The 15,351-nt window shown below is 62.9% G+C and carries 19 protein-coding genes; 3 read left to right on the forward strand and 16 right to left on the reverse strand.

All coding sequences use genetic code 11. The annotated features are described in order from the left end of the window. The 6 genes from YU3_RS0133965 to eno form a co-directional block, all read right to left on the reverse strand. On the reverse strand, positions 1-752 hold a 752-nt coding region (locus YU3_RS0133965; protein ID WP_027170311.1), incomplete at its 3' end, for a biotin/lipoyl-containing protein. 3 nt (positions 753-755) lie between these two features. After that, on the reverse strand, positions 756-1,043 hold the full coding sequence (locus YU3_RS0133970; protein WP_027170312.1) for a hypothetical protein: 288 nt from the start codon (positions 1,041-1,043) through the stop codon (positions 756-758). A gap of 12 nt (positions 1,044-1,055) precedes the next feature. Then, positions 1,056-2,441, reverse strand: a complete 1,386-nt coding sequence (locus YU3_RS0133975; RefSeq protein ID WP_027170313.1) for a pyruvate dehydrogenase complex E1 component subunit beta — start codon at positions 2,439-2,441, stop codon at positions 1,056-1,058. Between the two features lie 15 nt (positions 2,442-2,456). Next, positions 2,457-3,494, reverse strand: a complete 1,038-nt coding sequence (gene pdhA / locus YU3_RS0133980; RefSeq protein ID WP_027170314.1) for a pyruvate dehydrogenase (acetyl-transferring) E1 component subunit alpha — start codon at positions 3,492-3,494, stop codon at positions 2,457-2,459. 175 nt (positions 3,495-3,669) lie between these two features. Continuing rightward, positions 3,670-3,993 (reverse strand): septum formation initiator family protein, encoded by a 324-nt coding sequence (locus YU3_RS0133985; protein ID WP_027170315.1) that lies wholly within the window; start codon positions 3,991-3,993, stop codon positions 3,670-3,672. Between the two features lie 155 nt (positions 3,994-4,148). Next, on the reverse strand, positions 4,149-5,423 hold the full coding sequence (eno, locus tag YU3_RS0133990; protein WP_027170316.1) for a phosphopyruvate hydratase: 1,275 nt from the start codon (positions 5,421-5,423) through the stop codon (positions 4,149-4,151). A gap of 200 nt (positions 5,424-5,623) precedes the next feature. Between eno and YU3_RS42195 the strand changes: the two genes are divergently transcribed. Beyond that, entirely contained in the window at positions 5,624-5,746 is a 123-nt protein-coding gene (locus YU3_RS42195; RefSeq protein WP_280798885.1) for a hypothetical protein, read from the forward strand. A 65-nt stretch (positions 5,747-5,811) separates the two neighbouring features. On the opposite strand, the gene YU3_RS0134000 is transcribed toward YU3_RS42195, so the two are convergent. The 7 genes from YU3_RS0134000 to YU3_RS0134030 form a co-directional block, all read right to left on the reverse strand. Then, positions 5,812-6,177 carry a PRC-barrel domain-containing protein gene (locus tag YU3_RS0134000; protein WP_027170317.1) on the reverse strand — a complete coding sequence of 122 codons (366 nt, stop codon included), beginning with the start codon at positions 6,175-6,177 and terminating at the stop codon, positions 5,812-5,814. A gap of 71 nt (positions 6,178-6,248) precedes the next feature. Further along, positions 6,249-6,455 carry a dodecin family protein gene (locus YU3_RS0134005; protein ID WP_027170318.1) on the reverse strand — a complete coding sequence of 69 codons (207 nt, stop codon included), beginning with the start codon at positions 6,453-6,455 and terminating at the stop codon, positions 6,249-6,251. Between the two features lie 96 nt (positions 6,456-6,551). Beyond that, positions 6,552-7,397 (reverse strand): 3-deoxy-8-phosphooctulonate synthase, encoded by an 846-nt coding sequence (kdsA, locus tag YU3_RS0134010; RefSeq protein ID WP_027170319.1) that lies wholly within the window; start codon positions 7,395-7,397, stop codon positions 6,552-6,554. Continuing rightward, entirely contained in the window at positions 7,394-8,275 is an 882-nt protein-coding gene (locus YU3_RS0134015) for a VOC family protein (RefSeq protein WP_027170320.1), read from the reverse strand. Before YU3_RS0134015 ends, kdsA begins: the two co-directional genes overlap by 4 nt. Before the next feature lie 82 nt (positions 8,276-8,357). Then, positions 8,358-8,648, reverse strand: coding sequence for a Dabb family protein (locus YU3_RS0134020; protein ID WP_027170321.1), 291 nt, complete (start codon positions 8,646-8,648; stop codon positions 8,358-8,360). 103 nt (positions 8,649-8,751) lie between these two features. Next, entirely contained in the window at positions 8,752-8,880 is a 129-nt protein-coding gene (locus YU3_RS42200; protein WP_280798889.1) for a hypothetical protein, read from the reverse strand. A gap of 196 nt (positions 8,881-9,076) precedes the next feature. Further along, the gene (locus YU3_RS0134030) at positions 9,077-10,342 is read right to left on the reverse strand and encodes an NAD(P)/FAD-dependent oxidoreductase (RefSeq protein WP_027170322.1); all 1,266 of its coding nucleotides are present in this window, start codon (positions 10,340-10,342) and stop codon (positions 9,077-9,079) included. Positions 10,343-10,507: 165 nt separating this feature from the next. Here YU3_RS0134030 and YU3_RS0134035 point away from each other — a divergent pair, with 165 nt between their 5' ends. After that, positions 10,508-11,158: a 5-formyltetrahydrofolate cyclo-ligase gene (locus YU3_RS0134035; RefSeq protein ID WP_027170323.1), complete on the forward strand. Its 651-nt coding sequence runs from the start codon at positions 10,508-10,510 to the stop codon at positions 11,156-11,158. Between the two features lie 790 nt (positions 11,159-11,948). On the opposite strand, the gene YU3_RS0134040 is transcribed toward YU3_RS0134035, so the two are convergent. Next, on the reverse strand, positions 11,949-12,422 hold the full coding sequence (locus YU3_RS0134040) for an Lrp/AsnC family transcriptional regulator (protein ID WP_027170324.1): 474 nt from the start codon (positions 12,420-12,422) through the stop codon (positions 11,949-11,951). Between the two features lie 199 nt (positions 12,423-12,621). On the opposite strand from YU3_RS0134040, the gene ald reads away from it, so the two are divergent. Continuing rightward, positions 12,622-13,737, forward strand: a complete 1,116-nt coding sequence (gene ald / locus YU3_RS0134045; RefSeq protein ID WP_027170325.1) for an alanine dehydrogenase — start codon at positions 12,622-12,624, stop codon at positions 13,735-13,737. Between the two features lie 432 nt (positions 13,738-14,169). Here ald and YU3_RS0134050 read toward each other — a convergent pair whose 3' ends face one another. Together YU3_RS0134050 and YU3_RS0134055 are read right to left on the reverse strand one after the other, a co-directional pair. Next, positions 14,170-14,637, reverse strand: coding sequence for a DUF1203 domain-containing protein (locus YU3_RS0134050; RefSeq protein WP_027170326.1), 468 nt, complete (start codon positions 14,635-14,637; stop codon positions 14,170-14,172). 145 nt (positions 14,638-14,782) lie between these two features. Further along, positions 14,783-15,340, reverse strand: a complete 558-nt coding sequence (locus YU3_RS0134055; protein WP_027170327.1) for an OmpA family protein — start codon at positions 15,338-15,340, stop codon at positions 14,783-14,785. Positions 15,341-15,351 lie beyond the last annotated feature (11 nt).

The raw sequence follows: 15,351 nt of genomic DNA on the forward strand, positions 1-15,351 counted from the left end.
AGCGTCAGATAGAAATGCGGGATGGTGGACTTGGCCTCGACCAGGCGGCGCGCGATGGTCTTGCGCATGTTGTCATGCGGGACGAGTTCATAGGAGCCTTCGGCGAACAGTTTCAGCACCTGGTCGTCCGACATCGGCTTCGGCGCAAGGGCCGGAGCGCCGGCAGGCGCCTTCGCAGCCGGAGCGGCCTTGGCGCCGCCGGAAGCGATCGCCGCCTCGACATCGACTTTCACCACACGGCCATGCGGGCCGGAGCCGATCACCGCCGCGACATCGACGCCGGCATCCTTGGCGATGCGGCGAGCCAGCGGCGATGCGAAGACGCGATCGCCAGCGGCGTGGCCATTGGCGGCGGGAGCTGGCTCGGCCTTCGCCGGCGCGGGCGCCGCAGCGGCTGCTGCCGGCTTGGGCGCTTCCTTGGGCGCCTCGGCCTTCGGGGCATCCGCTTTCGCAGCTTCAGCCTTGGGCGCAGCGGCGGCGCCGCTCTTGGCCGCGGCGCCGGCATCCTCGCCTTCACCGGCCAGGATGGCGATCAGCGCGTTGACCTTGACGCCTTCGGTGCCGGCGGGAACCACCAGCTTGGCGACCGTGCCTTCATCGACGGCTTCGACTTCCATCGTCGCCTTGTCGGTCTCGATCTCGGCGATCACGTCACCCGGCGCAACCTTGTCGCCTTCCTTGACCAACCACTTGGAAAGATTGCCTTCTTCCATCGTGGGCGAGAGCGCCGGCATGGTGATGTTGATAGGCATCGCTCACTCCTGAATGAATTTGAACAGGCCGCGCATGACGGTCAGCGTGGCGACAATGAAGACGGGTGGCAAGAACCCGAAATGGAAGCTGGTTTTGCTCATTTCGAGGCTCATCATGCCACCGGTCTGATCAAGCTGTGCGGCGCCGGTTGCAACAATTGCAAGGACAAGCGAAGCGGCGCCGCTGAGCATCAGCAGAACCGCATCGAACTTCCCGGTCATGCGGCGCACGAAAAAGGCCACCGCGACGGTAGGTATGATGACGGCAGCCAGAACCCAGAAGGACGGCATACGAGCTGTTTCCTAGCGATAGCTGACTGCTTTGACCGCCTCGACGACCTCGCCGACGTTTGGCAGCGCCAGCTTTTCGAGGTTCGCCGCATAAGGCATCGGCACGTCCTTGCCGGCAATGGTGATCACCGGCGCGTCGAGGAAGTCGAAGGCGCGCTGCGACACCTGACTGGCGATGTGGTCGCCGACCGAGTTCTGCGGATAGCCCTCTTCCACCACCACCAGCCGGTTGGTCTTCTTCACCGAGGCGATGATGGTGTCGAAGTCGAGCGGCCGGACGGTCCTCAGATCGATGATCTCGGCATCGATGCCCATGCCGCGCAATTCGGCTTCCGCCTTCAGCGCATAGGTCATGCCGATGCCGAAGGAGACGATGGTGACGTCCTTGCCCTGCTTGTGGATGCGCGCCTTGCCGATCGGCAGCACGAAATCGTCGAGCTTGGGCACGTCGAAGGAATGGCCGTAAAGGATTTCATTCTCGAGGAAGATGACCGGGTTCGGATCGCGGATCGCAGCCTTGAGCAGGCCCTTGGCGTCGGCCGCCGTATAAGGCATCACCACCTTGAGACCCGGGATGTGGCTGTACCAGGCTGCATAGCACTGCGAGTGCTGGGCGGCGACGCGGGCCGCCGCGCCGTTCGGACCACGGAACACGATCGGCGCGCCCATCTGGCCACCCGACATATAGAGCGTCTTGGCGGCCGAATTGATGATCTGGTCGATCGCCTGCATGGCGAAGTTGAAGGTCATGAACTCGACGATCGGCTTCAGCCCGGCCATCGCGGCACCCACGCCGACGCCGGCAAAGCCGTGCTCGGTGATCGGCGTGTCGACCACGCGCCGCGAGCCGAATTCCTGCAGCAGGCCTTGCGTGATCTTGTAGGCGCCCTGGTACTCGGCGACCTCCTCGCCCATGACGAAGACGTCGCCGTCGCGGCGCATTTCCTCGGCCATGGCGTCGCGGAGCGCTTCACGCACCGTGGTCGAAACCATTTCGGTACCGGCGGGGATGTCCGGGTCGGCGGCGACTTCCGTCTTCGGCGCGGCGGCAACGGGGGCGGCAGCGTCGCTCTTGGCAGCGGCGGGCGCCGGCGCGGCGGCCTCACCCTTGGCCGGCTCTTCGCCGATGCCTTCGCCGGCCTTGTCGACGTCTTCACCGTCGACGGCAAGCACGGCGATCACCGCATTGACCTTGACGCCTTCGGTGCCGGCGGGAACCACGATCTTGGCGAGCGTGCCTTCGTCGACGGCTTCGACTTCCATCGTCGCCTTGTCGGTCTCGATCTCGGCGATGACGTCACCGGCGACGACCTTGTCGCCTTCGTTCTTCAACCATTTGGAAACATTGCCCTCTTCCATCGTCGGCGAGAGCGCGGGCATGAGAATTTCGATCGGCATGTCCTTGCCCTCTCCTTAGAGTACGATGTCGGTCCAGAGCTCGGACGGATCCGGCTCTGCGTCGTGCTGGGCGAATTCGGCGGCGTCGGCGACAATGTCGCGGACTTCCTTGTCGATGGCTTTGAGCTCGTCCTCGCTAGCCCATTTCTTGGCTGTCAGGCGTGCCTTGACCTGCTCGATCGGGTCATGCTCGGAGCGCATCTTTTGCACTTCTTCCTTGGAGCGGTACTTCGCCGGGTCGGACATGGAGTGGCCGCGATAGCGGTAGGTCTGCATTTCGAGGATCAGCGGGCCGTTGCCGGCACGGCACCATTCGGTGGCGAGATCGGCAGCCGATTTCACGGCGCGGACGTCCATGCCGTCGACCTGGATGCCCGGTATCTTGAAGGAAGCGCCACGATGCGAAAAATCGGTCTCGGCCGACGAGCGCGACACGGACGTGCCCATGGCGTAGCGGTTGTTCTCGATGATGTAGATCACCGGCAGCTTCCACAGCGAGGCCATGTTGAAGCTTTCATAGACCTGGCCCTGGTTGGCGGCGCCGTCGCCGAAATAGGTCAGCGAAACGTTCTTGTTGTCGCGGTAGCGATTGGCGAAGGCGAGGCCGGTGCCGAGCGACACCTGTGCGCCGACGATGCCATGGCCGCCATAGAAATGCTTCTCCTTGGAGAACATGTGCATTGAGCCGCCTTTGCCCTTCGACAGGCCGCCGCGGCGCCCGGTGAGCTCGGCCATGACGCCGCGTGGCGACAGCTCCATCGCCAGCATGTGACCGTGGTCGCGATAGGCGGTGATCATTTGGTCGCCCTCGACCAGCGCCATCTTCATGCCGGTGACGACGGCCTCCTGGCCGATATAGAGGTGGCAGAAGCCGCCGATGAAGCCCATGCCGTAGAGCTGGCCGGCCTTTTCCTCGAAGCGGCGGATCAGCAGCATGCGCCGGTAGGCGGAAAGCTCTTCTTCCTTGGTGAAATCCGCCGGCTTGGGCGCTGACAGATTAGGCTGTTTGTCGGATCTGGATTTGGCGGGCGCTTTTTTGGCGGCGGTGGCCATGCGTCACTCCCTGTTGGCGTCTCTTTGCGGACATTCAGGGAGATCGATCGCCTCCCCACCGATTTAAAGGAAGCTAACACGCAAGGATGCATTCCGCCATGCTGAAAAATGCATGGCTGGCATGCATCTAAGCGATTAGAATCGTTGCAAATAAAGGCGATTAACCGAAACTCGGTTATTTCGTCGAGGCGGGCAACATGATGGTGATTTCGTCGGGTTGGGACAAATTGAGCGCCTTTCGGGCCTGCTCGTCAAGCATATCCTTCTCCAGCGTGCCTTCATGCATCAGCTGGACGCGGCGCTCGAAGTCGATCCGGCGCGCCTTGACGGCATCAAGCTGGGTCTGCAACTCGACCTTTCGAGCTTCAAGCCGGTACTTGGAGTAGATGCCGAACTCGCCGTGATAGGCATGGAAGCCGAAATAGGCCAGGAAGAGCACGCAGAGCGAGGGGATGATCAGCCTGCCGGTGTTTCTCTGCTTATGCTGACGTGTCCACATGACCCGAACCCTCGCGGCCGCGAACGCAAGCGACCATGAATCGTATTTCGCCCGATTGTGCTTAATGGACGGTTACGGGCGGCCTGGTCCAGGATGGCCGGAAACAAAAAAGGGCGGGATCGACCCGCCCCTTCGGATTGCTCGAACAGACTGGATCAGCCCTTGACCACTGACTTGCCGGCATAGTGCGCCTGCTTGCCGAGCTCTTCCTCGATGCGGATGAGCTGGTTGTACTTGGCCATGCGGTCGGAGCGCGACAGCGAGCCGGTCTTGATCTGCCCGCAATTGGTGGCGACGGCGAGGTCGGCGATGGTCGAATCCTCGGTCTCGCCCGAGCGGTGCGACATGACGGCGGTGTAGCCGGCCTTGTGCGCGGTCTCGACGGCGTCGAGCGTCTCGGTCAGCGAGCCGATCTGGTTGACCTTGACCAGGATCGAATTGGCGACGCCCATGCGGATGCCGTCGCGCAGCCGCGCTGTGTTGGTGACGAAGAGGTCGTCGCCGACGAGCTGGATCTTCTTGCCGATCAGGTCGGTCAGGATCTTCCAGCCTTCCCAGTCGTCCTCGGCGAGGCCGTCCTCGATGGTGATGATCGGGTAGTCGGCAGCCAGCTTGGCGAGGTACCTGGCCTGCGCCTTCGGATCGCGGGTCTTCTTCTCGCCCTCATAGACATAGTTGCCGTCCTTGAAGAACTCGTTGGCGGCGCAGTCGAGGCCGAGCGCGACATCCTCGCCCGGCTTGAAGCCGGCCTTCTCGATCGATTCCATGATGAAATCCAGCGCTGCCGGCGCGCTCTTCAGATTGGGGGCGAAGCCGCCTTCGTCGCCGACATTGGTGTTGTGGCCGGCATCCTTGAGCTTCTTGCGCAGCGTGTGGAAAATCTCCGAGCCCCAGCGCACGCCGTCGCGCAGCGTCGGCGCGCCGATCGGCAGGATCATGAATTCCTGGAAGTCGATCGGGTTGTCGGCATGGGCGCCGCCATTGATGATGTTCATCATCGGCACCGGCAGGATGTGCGCCTTGGTGCCGCCGACATAGCGGTAGAGCGGCAGGCCTGCGGCTTCCGCCGCGGCCTTGGCGACAGCCAGCGACACGCCGAGGATGGCGTTGGCGCCGAGGCGGCTCTTGTTCGGCGTGCCGTCAAGCTCGATCATCGTCTGGTCGATATGGATCTGGTTCTCGGCTTCCATGCCGCCGATCGCCTCGAACAGCTCGCCGTTCACCGCCTCGACGGCGCGCTGGACGCCCTTGCCGAGATAGCGCGGCCCGCCGTCACGCAGCTCGACCGCCTCATGCGCGCCGGTCGATGCGCCCGACGGCACCGCGGCGCGGCCCATCGAGCCGTCCTCCAGCACCACATCGACCTCGACGGTTGGATTGCCACGGCTGTCCAGGATTTCACGCCCGACAATGTCGATGATGGCGGTCATTTGCGATGTCCCCGATTGATCGATTGAAGCGTCGCGCCCCTCTTAGCCAAAGCGGAGCAAAAGGCAATCGGCGGGGCCGCAATTATTGCCGCGGGCACGATTCACGAAGCGCAAATCTCTGTCATCATAAGTCATGCGCGTTGCGCGGTCTTCTCATCTATGGTCGCCTTCGCGCGGGGCGAAACAGGAGGAGTTTCGCCATGTCCCAGTTGAGCGGTATCGTGAGTTTGTTCCTGATCGCGGCGGCGTTCCTGACATCGTGCGACGATCAGAAACCCCAGCAAAGCTCGGTGGAGCTCTCCACTGTCAACGCGGCGGAGTAGTTCAAACATCAAGGGCCCCCTGCTTTCCGTCGGGGGCCCTTGATTTCCGCGCGCCGATCAAGCGGTCAATGCCAGTAGGGCTTCACGTGGTAGTATTGGAATGAGGCGTCTCGTGCCGCTTCGCCGTCGGCTCCGGTCAACTCCTTGATCGAGTATGCGGGTGCGGCCTGCAGCTGATCCTTGGTGAAGGGCACGACGTAGCCGCCTCTGTCCTCGTCATAATCGAGGGTCGCCCACGGAACCGCGTGGTACTTCTCGCCCATGCCGAGGAAGCCGCCGAAACCGATCACGGCGAACATGATGCCATTCGACATCTTGTCGAGCATCACATCCTCGATGCTGCCAATGCTCTTGCCTTCGGTGTTGTAGACCGACGTGCCGATGACGCGCGAGGCGGCAATGGCTTCGGTATGCCCGGACGGGGTGGTCATGGCGGTGCTCCTCTCGGTTGAATGCCCTGCATTGACAATGAGAGGAGTGGGTGAAGGTTCCCGACTTTTGCTCAGCTGTCCGTCAGGATGAACGTCACCTTCATGTTGACGCGGTAGGCAGCAATCTTGCCGTCCTGGACAACGATCTTCTGGTCCTGGATCCAGGCGCCTTCGACGTTCTTCAAGGTTTTCGCGGCGCGCGCGATGCCCGTCTCGATGGCATCCTGAAAGCTCTTCCTGGACGATGACGTGATTTCGGTGACGCGGGCGACAGACATGGCTTCCTCCTGCCAAGACGCTCAGTTGCGGAAACGAGCGTATCGCCGGCGCGGTACAACCACAAGGCAGCGCAGAATCGGCCTGCTCCGCCGGGATCAGCGGCCTTTGGCGATGCGGTCGAAGGCCATCAGCTTTTCCAGTAGCGACGGCATGTCCTTCAGCGGAAGCATGTTGGGTCCGTCGGAAGACGTCGAATTGTCCGGGTCCTGATGGGTTTCGATGAAGACGCCGGCAACACCGACTGCGACTGCCGCACAAGCCAGTGTCGCGACGAACCGGCGCTCGCCGCCGGAAGAACCGCCCTGCCCGCCCGGCTGCTGCACGGAATGGGTGGCGTCGAAAATCACCGGAGCGCCGATCTCGGCCATGATCGGCAGCGCGCGCATGTCCGAGACCAGCGTGTTGTAACCAAAGGAGGCGCCGCGCTCGGTGGTCAGGACATTCGGGTTGCCGGAACCGGTGATCTTGGCCACCACGTTCTTCATGTCCCAGGGCGCGAGGAACTGGCCCTTCTTCACGTTGATGACCTTTCCGGTCCTGGCCGCGGCGACCAGCATGTCGGTCTGCCGCGACAGGAAGGCCGGGATCTGCAGCACATCGACATGCGGTGCGACGATAGCGCATTGCTCCTCGGTGTGGACGTCGGTCAGCACCGGTAGCGAGAACGCCTTGCGCAGATCGTCGAAGATCGGCATCGCCGCATCGAGCCCGGCGCCGCGCGTCGCCGACAGCGAGGTGCGGTTGGCCTTGTCGTAGCTGGTCTTGTAGACGAGGCCGATACCCAGCCTCTCCGTCAGTTCCTTCAGCGCGCCGGCCATGTCGAAAGCATGCTGGCGCGATTCAAGCTGGCACGGGCCGGCGATCAGCGAAAGCGGCGCATCGTTGGCGAAGACGACCTTGCCGACGGTTACCGATGAATTGGGCGCCTGGGGCTTGCTCATGGGATCTCCCGGAAGATGAAGGCGGCGCCCTGCCCGGGCGCCGGCGGAATGACGATATCATTGCCGCTCATGTTGTGATCGACCGCGCCGGCCGCAAGCGCGCGTGCTGCCGAAGCTTTGTCGCGGATCGAGAAGACAATCGCCTGAAACCGCAAACGCGGCGACGGCGCGGCCGGCAAACCAAAGCGCTGGGCGTAGCTTTCGGGCGTGACGACACTCAGGATTGCATTCGGCAGCCGCACCGTGTCGTCGCCCGCCCCGGCGGCAATCGCGTCGGCGGCGGTCGAGATCAGCCCGATCTGCGCGGAAGGCGCATCGCTGACCGCGATCACTTCGACGATGCCGGTTACGCCATTGGCATGCGCCTGCAGCGCCGTGCGATCGATCTTCGGCGCATTGACGCGCTCGCAGGCGAAGAGGAAGGCATCCGGCGCCTCCTTGCCGGCCGCGAAGGCCAGCTTGAACGACGCTGTATCGCTCTTTCCGTTCGTGTCGGTGAACGCTCGTGAAAAACTCAGGATGTCGCCGGCCGAAAGGCCGGCTTCGACAAAGCGCATATGGTCGGCATCGGCATTGGCGGTTGCAAGCGCGACAGCGGAAAAACCCTCCTCGCCTAGCCGCTCGCGATAAAGGCGGTCGCGCGCTATGAAAACATTGCCCTCGCCTATCGCGCGTTCAGCCACCTGTCCGTCGCCCACTGCCAGCGGCTCCAAATAAGTGCCGTCGGCGAAAAAGACACAGGCGTTTTCGGTTCCGAAAGGATGGATGCCGGTCGCCGCGACAACAAAGCCGAGCGAGGTCAAACGCGCTCGCGCCACATCGAGGCTCCGTGTCGGTAATACAAGATGGTCGAGCGGATGGGTCGAGGTTTTGATCATACCGGCGCGGTGTGCCTCATTCCGCAAACCGGTTCAAGGTCCGAACTTCAGGCACCAAGCAAAGCGGAGCGGATCGGCAAGCTCAGGCCGCGGCCACGACATCCGCCGAATAGCGCAGATCGCGCAGCGGCTTCACCTTGCGGGTCGTATCGGCATAGATCGGATGCGCCTTGTAAGCGGCAAGGGCCGCCTCGTCCTCGAATTCGGCATAGACGACCACATCGATCGCGTTGGAGAACAGATCGACCTTGGTGTTGAGCGTCACCTCGAAATGGCTCGAGTGGGGAATCTTGCCGAGCGCCAGCAGGCCCGAGCGCACAGCCTCGACATCTTCCTTGCGCCGCACGCTGAAGAAAACGATGTGCCGGATCAATCCAGCCTCCCTGATCGTCGATTCAGCGGTGTTTCTGTGGGAGCAAGGCCTGGGCGTCAACCGGCAACGATGTCGCGCCCGCAATGCAAAATTGGCGAGACCTTTACCCGGTGACGTAGCGTACGATGCGCGACACTTCCCGTACGGTCGCATCGAGGTAATAGCCATGATTGTAGAGGCCGTCCCAGAACAGGAAGAAGGTGACGGCGGCGATGACGATCACATAACGCATGGCTAAAACTACCCCATGTGAACGGCCGGAACCAGTGCGGGAGCGGGGGCGATTGTTCCAGTTCACCACTTTTTGCGCGAGGGTCGCTTTTCCATCCGCGCCGCCGTCCGCCACAGCGGAAATGCTCGATTGCGGTCTCATCACGTCGCCTCACGAGCGTGTGGCCGCATCCGCTGTGGCGGACGACGCGAGGAAATCAGTTCTTGTCGTCGTCGCCTTGCGTGATCAGGCGCGCGCTGCGCTGGCCGGTAAAATATATCCATAGCCAGCTAAGCGAGACCGCCAGGCGGTTGCGGAAATCGATCAGGAAGTAGATGTGCGCGATGCCCCAGAGCCACCAGGCGAGCCAGCCGGTGAGCTTGATCCAGCCGAAGTCGATCGCGGCGGCGCGCTTGCCGATTGTCGCCAGGTCCCCGGCATGCCGGTATTGGAAGGGACGCGTCGTGGTGTCGCCGGCAAGCCGCGCCTTGATCGTCTCCGCGACGTGGCGCCCCTCCTGCTTGGCGGACGGCGCCACACCGGGCACCGGCTTTCCATCCGGCCGCAATACAAGCGCGGTGTCGCCGATGACGAAAATGTCGGGGCTGCCCGGCACGGTGAGGTCGGGTTCGACCAGCACCCTGCCAGCCCGATCGGACGGCACCCCCAGCCACTCGGCCGCCGGCGAAGCGGCCACGCCGGCCGCCCAGATGATCGTCCTTGCCGGCAGGCGCTTGTCGCCGAACACGACGCCTTCGGCATCCAGTTGCGTGACCGGACGCCCGAGTTCGACCGTGACGCCAAGCCGTTCCAGGGCCTTGCGGGCATAGTCGGAAAGCTGCGGCGCGAAATTGGCCAGGATCCGGTCGCCGGCCTCGATCAGCACGACGCGCGCCTGCCGCGTGTCGATGTTGCGGAACTCGCCGCGCAACGTGTCATGCGCGAGCTCGATGATGGTGCCGGCAAGCTCGACGCCGGTCGGTCCGCCGCCGACGATGACCAGCGTCAGCAGCGCCTGGCGCTTCGCGGGATCGGTCTCGCGCTCCGCCTGCTCGAAAGCGAGCAGGATGCGGCGGCGGATCGTCGTGGCATCCTCGAGCGTCTTCAGCCCCGGCGCGAAAGGCTCCCATTCGTCATGGCCGAAATAGGCATGGCGCGCGCCGGTGGCGAGCACCAGCGTGTCGTAGGGAACCGAGCTGCCGTCCTCGAGCAGCGCGCGTTTGCCGGCGCGGTCGACGCCGGTGACATTGCCCAGAAGCGTCGTCACGTCCTTGCGCCTGCGCAGCAGATGGCGAATCGGCCAGGCGACCTCGGAGGTCGCCAGCGACGTCGTCGCCACCTGGTAAAGCAGCGGCTGAAAAAGATGGTGGTTGCGCTTGTCGATCATGGTGATACGCACCGCGGCACCCGCCAGCGCGCGGGTGAGCTCGAGGCCGCCGAACCCGGCGCCGACGACAACGACGTGATGGCTGGCTTGGTTCATTTTGCTCACCCCTGACGGCAGGATTTCCTATCCCAGATGTAGGTATTTTTGTGCAATGCAACAACAGAAGGACGGTACCCGGGAGTCGCCGTCCGATGTCGTGAATGCACATGTTGTATCGTGTCGCGAGGTATAGCGTCATCGAACACGCTTATGAGGCAAAGCATGGCCAATTATGATGACGACCAGGATCCGGCGCGGTATTCCTCGCCGCCCTGCTTCATGCACGAGCTCGATCCGGAATTCCGGGCGCCGCTATCCGACTGGACCGATGTGAGACGCTGGCGCAAGGCCGAACGCGAACGACTTATCGCCGCTCGCCTTGCTGTTTCGGCCGATGCGCGAACGGCCATGTCTCAGCGTATCGCCGAAGGGCTCGACGCGATTATCGGCGAGATCAGCGGCCGTATGGTCAGCCTTTACTGGCCGTTCCGCGGCGAGCCGGATTTGCGGCCATGGATGGCGTCCGTCAATGCGCGCGGCGGCCGCACCGCGCTGCCTGTCGTCATCGAGAAGGAGCACCCCCTGATCTTCCGTGCCTACAAACAGGGCGACCGGTTGGAAAAGGGCGTCTGGAATATTCCGATCCCGGCCGTGGGCGATCCGGTACTGCCCGACATCGTGATTTCGCCCATCGTCGGCATCGATCCCGGCAAGTATCGGCTGGGCTATGGCGGCGGCTTCTTCGACCGCACGCTTGCCGCGATGCCGTTCAAGCCGCTGGTCATCGGCGTCGGCTACGAACTGCAGCGTATCGCGACCATCTATCCGCAGCCGCACGATATCCCGATGGATCGGATCGTCACCGAGGCCTAAGGCCGGATTTCTGTTTCGCTGCGAATATGATTCACAATTGAAATGTGGACACGACAGCAGCGAGGCCGGTTGGCCGGGACTCTCCGACCAAAAACCTCAGCTACGGACCAACGCGTTCAATCGATCCATACTCCCGCCGCGTAGCAGCCTTGGTGGATAAATAGTATGATCTTCGAGGGGACCTTGCCGCGGGACCGTTTCGACATGCGCCCTGGGTAGATCCAACAGCGTCCGATCGTTTTCTAGACGGGCTGCTTCACAACGGATGACAAGATGGTCGTACGAACTATAGCGGCTGCCCTTGCAATTGCGTTTTCCCTTTCGCCTTCGCATGCGCAACCACAGCATCGTCTGCCGAGCGGTTATAAATGGGGCCGCTGCCTGCTTGTTGTTGACGGTCACACCCGCATATCCGGAAGATGCTCCTACCAAATCGAGAAGGGCGGCGATTTCAATATCCAGGGACCCCGGCAAGTTTTTGCGGGTATCGACTATCCCGATACGCATAGCGGGGCCGGTGAAATGTCCATGGATTACTGGGCGGTTGTCTACAAGGACGGCGATGTTTGGGAAGGCTATGGGAACTCGGACATTCGCGCAACGCACGGTGCGCCAGGGGATTGGGGAGAACTTCGCCGTGAAGGCGCATGCTATGTCGGGAAGGACGTCCGGGTGTGCCTTTGGCGTTAAAGCGCATCGCACTGAAACGGATCCAGTCGATGCGCTTTAAGTCTCTGTTTTGATGCATGTCGTTCTCCCAAAACCGCTGTGCGCTTTTGGGCGACATGCATTAAGCCATCTCCGGCCTCAAGCCGACCGCCGTGCGGTCGACGATCTCGCGCAGCGCGAAGGACGAGTTGATCTTCGTCACATGCGGCATGGCCGACAGCCATTCCTTGTGGATGCGCTCATAGTCGACAAGATCCTTCGCCGCGATGCGCAGGATGTAGTCGTATTCGCCCGACATCAGATGGCAGGAGAGCACGTTCGGACAGCGCTTGATCGCCGCCTCGAAATCCGACAGCGTCTTCTCGAATTGCCCCGACAGCGATATATGCACGATCGCCGTCATCTGGTGGCCGAGCGCGGCGTTGGAGAGCCTGGCGTGATAGCCGCGGATGGTTCCGGTTTTCTCCAGATTGTCGAGCCGGCGCGAACAGGCCGATTGCGACAGGCCGACCTTCTCGGCTAGTGCCGCGTTGGGTATCCGGCCATCCTTCTGCAAAGTCTCCAGAATGGCGATATCAATCCTGTCGAGCGGCATTTTCCGTGGTTCCTGCGAATTTCCAGCCATTTCGCGCAACGATTATCGAAGAGCGACCATTGCCGCAAGTGCATTCGCAAACACATACGGAACGATTCGTGGTTGACTGCGATTACTGCGTGTCGCCTCCACGTTTGGAGCTGATGGCATGCACCAATGACAGGGAGAGCGCCCTTGAAGGGCGCACAGGAGAAGAAGAATGCGTGTCGGCTGCCCCAAGGAAATCAAGAACCATGAATACCGCGTCGGCCTGACGCCCGGCTCTGTCCGCGAATATGTCGCGCATGGCCACGAAGTGCTGGTCGAGACCGGCGCCGGCGCCGGCATCGGCGCCGACGACAACGCCTATCGCGCCGCCGGCGCCACCATCGCCAAGACGGCCGCGGATGTGTTCGCCAAGTCGGACATGATCGTCAAGGTCAAGGAGCCGCAGCCCAACGAATGGGTCCAGCTGCGCGACGGCCAGATCCTCTACACCTATCTCCACCTGGCTCCGGATCCGGAGCAGACCAGGGGCCTTCTCGGTTCGGGCGTCACCGCCGTCGCTTATGAAACCGTGACCGACGACCGCGGCGGTCTGCCGCTGCTCGCGCCGATGTCGGAAGTTGCCGGCCGCCTGTCGATCCAGGCCGGCGCGACCGCGCTGCAGAAGGCAAATGGCGGCCGTGGCGTGCTGCTTGGCGGCGTGCCCGGCGTGCTGCCCGGCAAGGTCACCGTGCTCGGCGGCGGCGTCGTCGGCCTGCATGCGGCCAAGATGGCGGTTGGCCTGGGCGCCGACGTCACCATTATCGACCGTTCGATCCCGCGCCTGCGCCAGCTCGACGACATCTTCGGCGGCCGCGTGCATACACGCTACTCGACCGTCGAGGCGCTGGAAGAAGAATGCTTCTCGGCCGACGTCGTTATCGGCGCCGTGCTGATCCCGGGCGCCGCCGCGCCCAAGCTCGTCTCCCGCGAAATGCTGTCCGGGATGAAGAAGGGTTCGGTGCTGGTCGACGTGGCGATCGACCAGGGCGGCTGCTTCGAGACCTCGCATGCCACGACCCACGCCGACCCGACCTATGAGGTCGATGGCGTCATCCATTATTGCGTCGCCAACATGCCCGGCGCCGTGCCGGTCACTTCGGCGCACGCGCTCAACAACGCGACGCTGCATTATGGCCTGCAGCTCGCCGACAAGGGCCTCAAGGCGCTGGTCGACGATCATCACCTGCGCAACGGCCTCAATGTCCATAAGGGCAAGATCACCAACCGCGCCGTCGCCGAAGCGCTCGGCTATGAAATGGTCGAGCCGAAGGCGGTGCTTGCCGCCTGACGAGCTCGCAGCTTCATCCAGTCGCCCGCCGGGTAATTCCGGCGGGCTTTTTCTTGCGTGCTAGACTGGTTCCGTCGAGAAATCGGGCAACAAAAAAGCGGAGCAAAAGCCCCGCTTCCTCGATTGTTGCGACCTGCCGCCGGTCCATCCGCGGTCGACAAATCATCAACGATTGCTTTTTAGCGCGGTAGTACGACGGGAATACGACAGTCTTGAAATGCGCCCGGTTTTCATCTTTCCGGCCACTATGCGTCCTTGTGTGAAGTGCTTCACATTCGCTCCGCGGCAAAGATGCCTAGACATGTGCCGTTGCCTGGCGGCTTGAGCTGCTTGCCGGGTCGGACAAAGTCCGGCCCCGGCAGCACTTGCCGACAGCTTCTGTCACAGACCCTCCAACGGCCCGCCCGACCATCGGCGGGCTTTTTTTTGGGGTCACGCCCGCTCAATGCGGCATTGGTAGCAATTGTTCCGCGCCGAACGGACATGGATGTAGGCGATGTCGTCGCGCTCAAGCAGTGTTGTCGCGCGAGCGGCGATGTCGCCTGTCGGCGTGACCGCGCCGCTGCCGTAGACGATGCGATCGTCCTCGCCATAGCCCCTGACGATATAGTCGCTGCTTTCGAGCATCTGCGGCAGCGCATCTCCCTCGGTGGCGCGCTCGCATTCCTCGGCATGAAGGAAGATCGGGCCGGTTTCGGCGTAGGGCTGCAGGTCCGGGAACGGCCGGTAGGCAAGGATCAGGTAGCCGTCACCCTCGGCGACGTTCTTGAGGCAATGCCTGCATGGCACGCCGTCGTCGTCGGAAATCCGGTGCTCCGGTGTGCGGCCATAGGCATCGGGCCCTCCCCGCTGCAAGGCGCGCACGGCTTCGGTCGGCAAGGCTTTGAACTGGATGCTCATGGCAAGATCTCCGGTGTCGATGTCCGGAAATTACGCCTTGGCGACAGTGCCTCCCACCCGATTCCTGACTGGCGGCGCGCGCATATGAAAGAGCCCGGCCGCTTTGAAACCGGGCTCTCGATTATCGGCATCGTCGGCTTGGGCGTTACCGCACGAAATCGTCGAAGCGGCGCAGCGTCACGCGGCGGTTGCGCCAGTTCTCCTGCTGGGTCGGCACAAGCAGGAATTCCTCGCCATAACCGACGGTCTCCAGCGCGTAGGCGGGCACGCCGAACTGGCCTACAAGCGTGCGCTTCAGGGAAGCGGCGCGGCGTTCGGACAGGACCTGGTTCGATTCGAAAGAGCCCACGGCGTCGGTGTGGCCCTCGATCAGGATACGCGCGCCGCGGTCGCGGCGCAGGATGCGACGGAGCGCGTCGGCAATGATTTCGACCTTGCCGTATTGCGAGGGCGCAATGGCGGCCGAGCCGAACTCGAAATTGATCGACTGGATGTCGATCGAACGCGCCATGCGCCGCAGATCCGGCCGGCGCTTGAACTCGCGAATGGTGACGCGTTCATTAGGGCGCAGCTTTTTCCTGGGGGCGGCGTCGAGCTGGCGCTCTATGGTCGCGGCTGAAGGCGTGGTCGCCTGCGCGGATGCCAGGCTCGGCATGGCTATTGCCGCAATCATGGCCAGTGCAAATGTACGTCGGGTCAACATGTCTCTCTCCT

Origin of the sequence: Mesorhizobium sp. WSM3224 (assembly GCF_000427725.1) — a bacterium.
Lineage (GTDB): Bacteria > Pseudomonadota > Alphaproteobacteria > Rhizobiales > Rhizobiaceae > Mesorhizobium.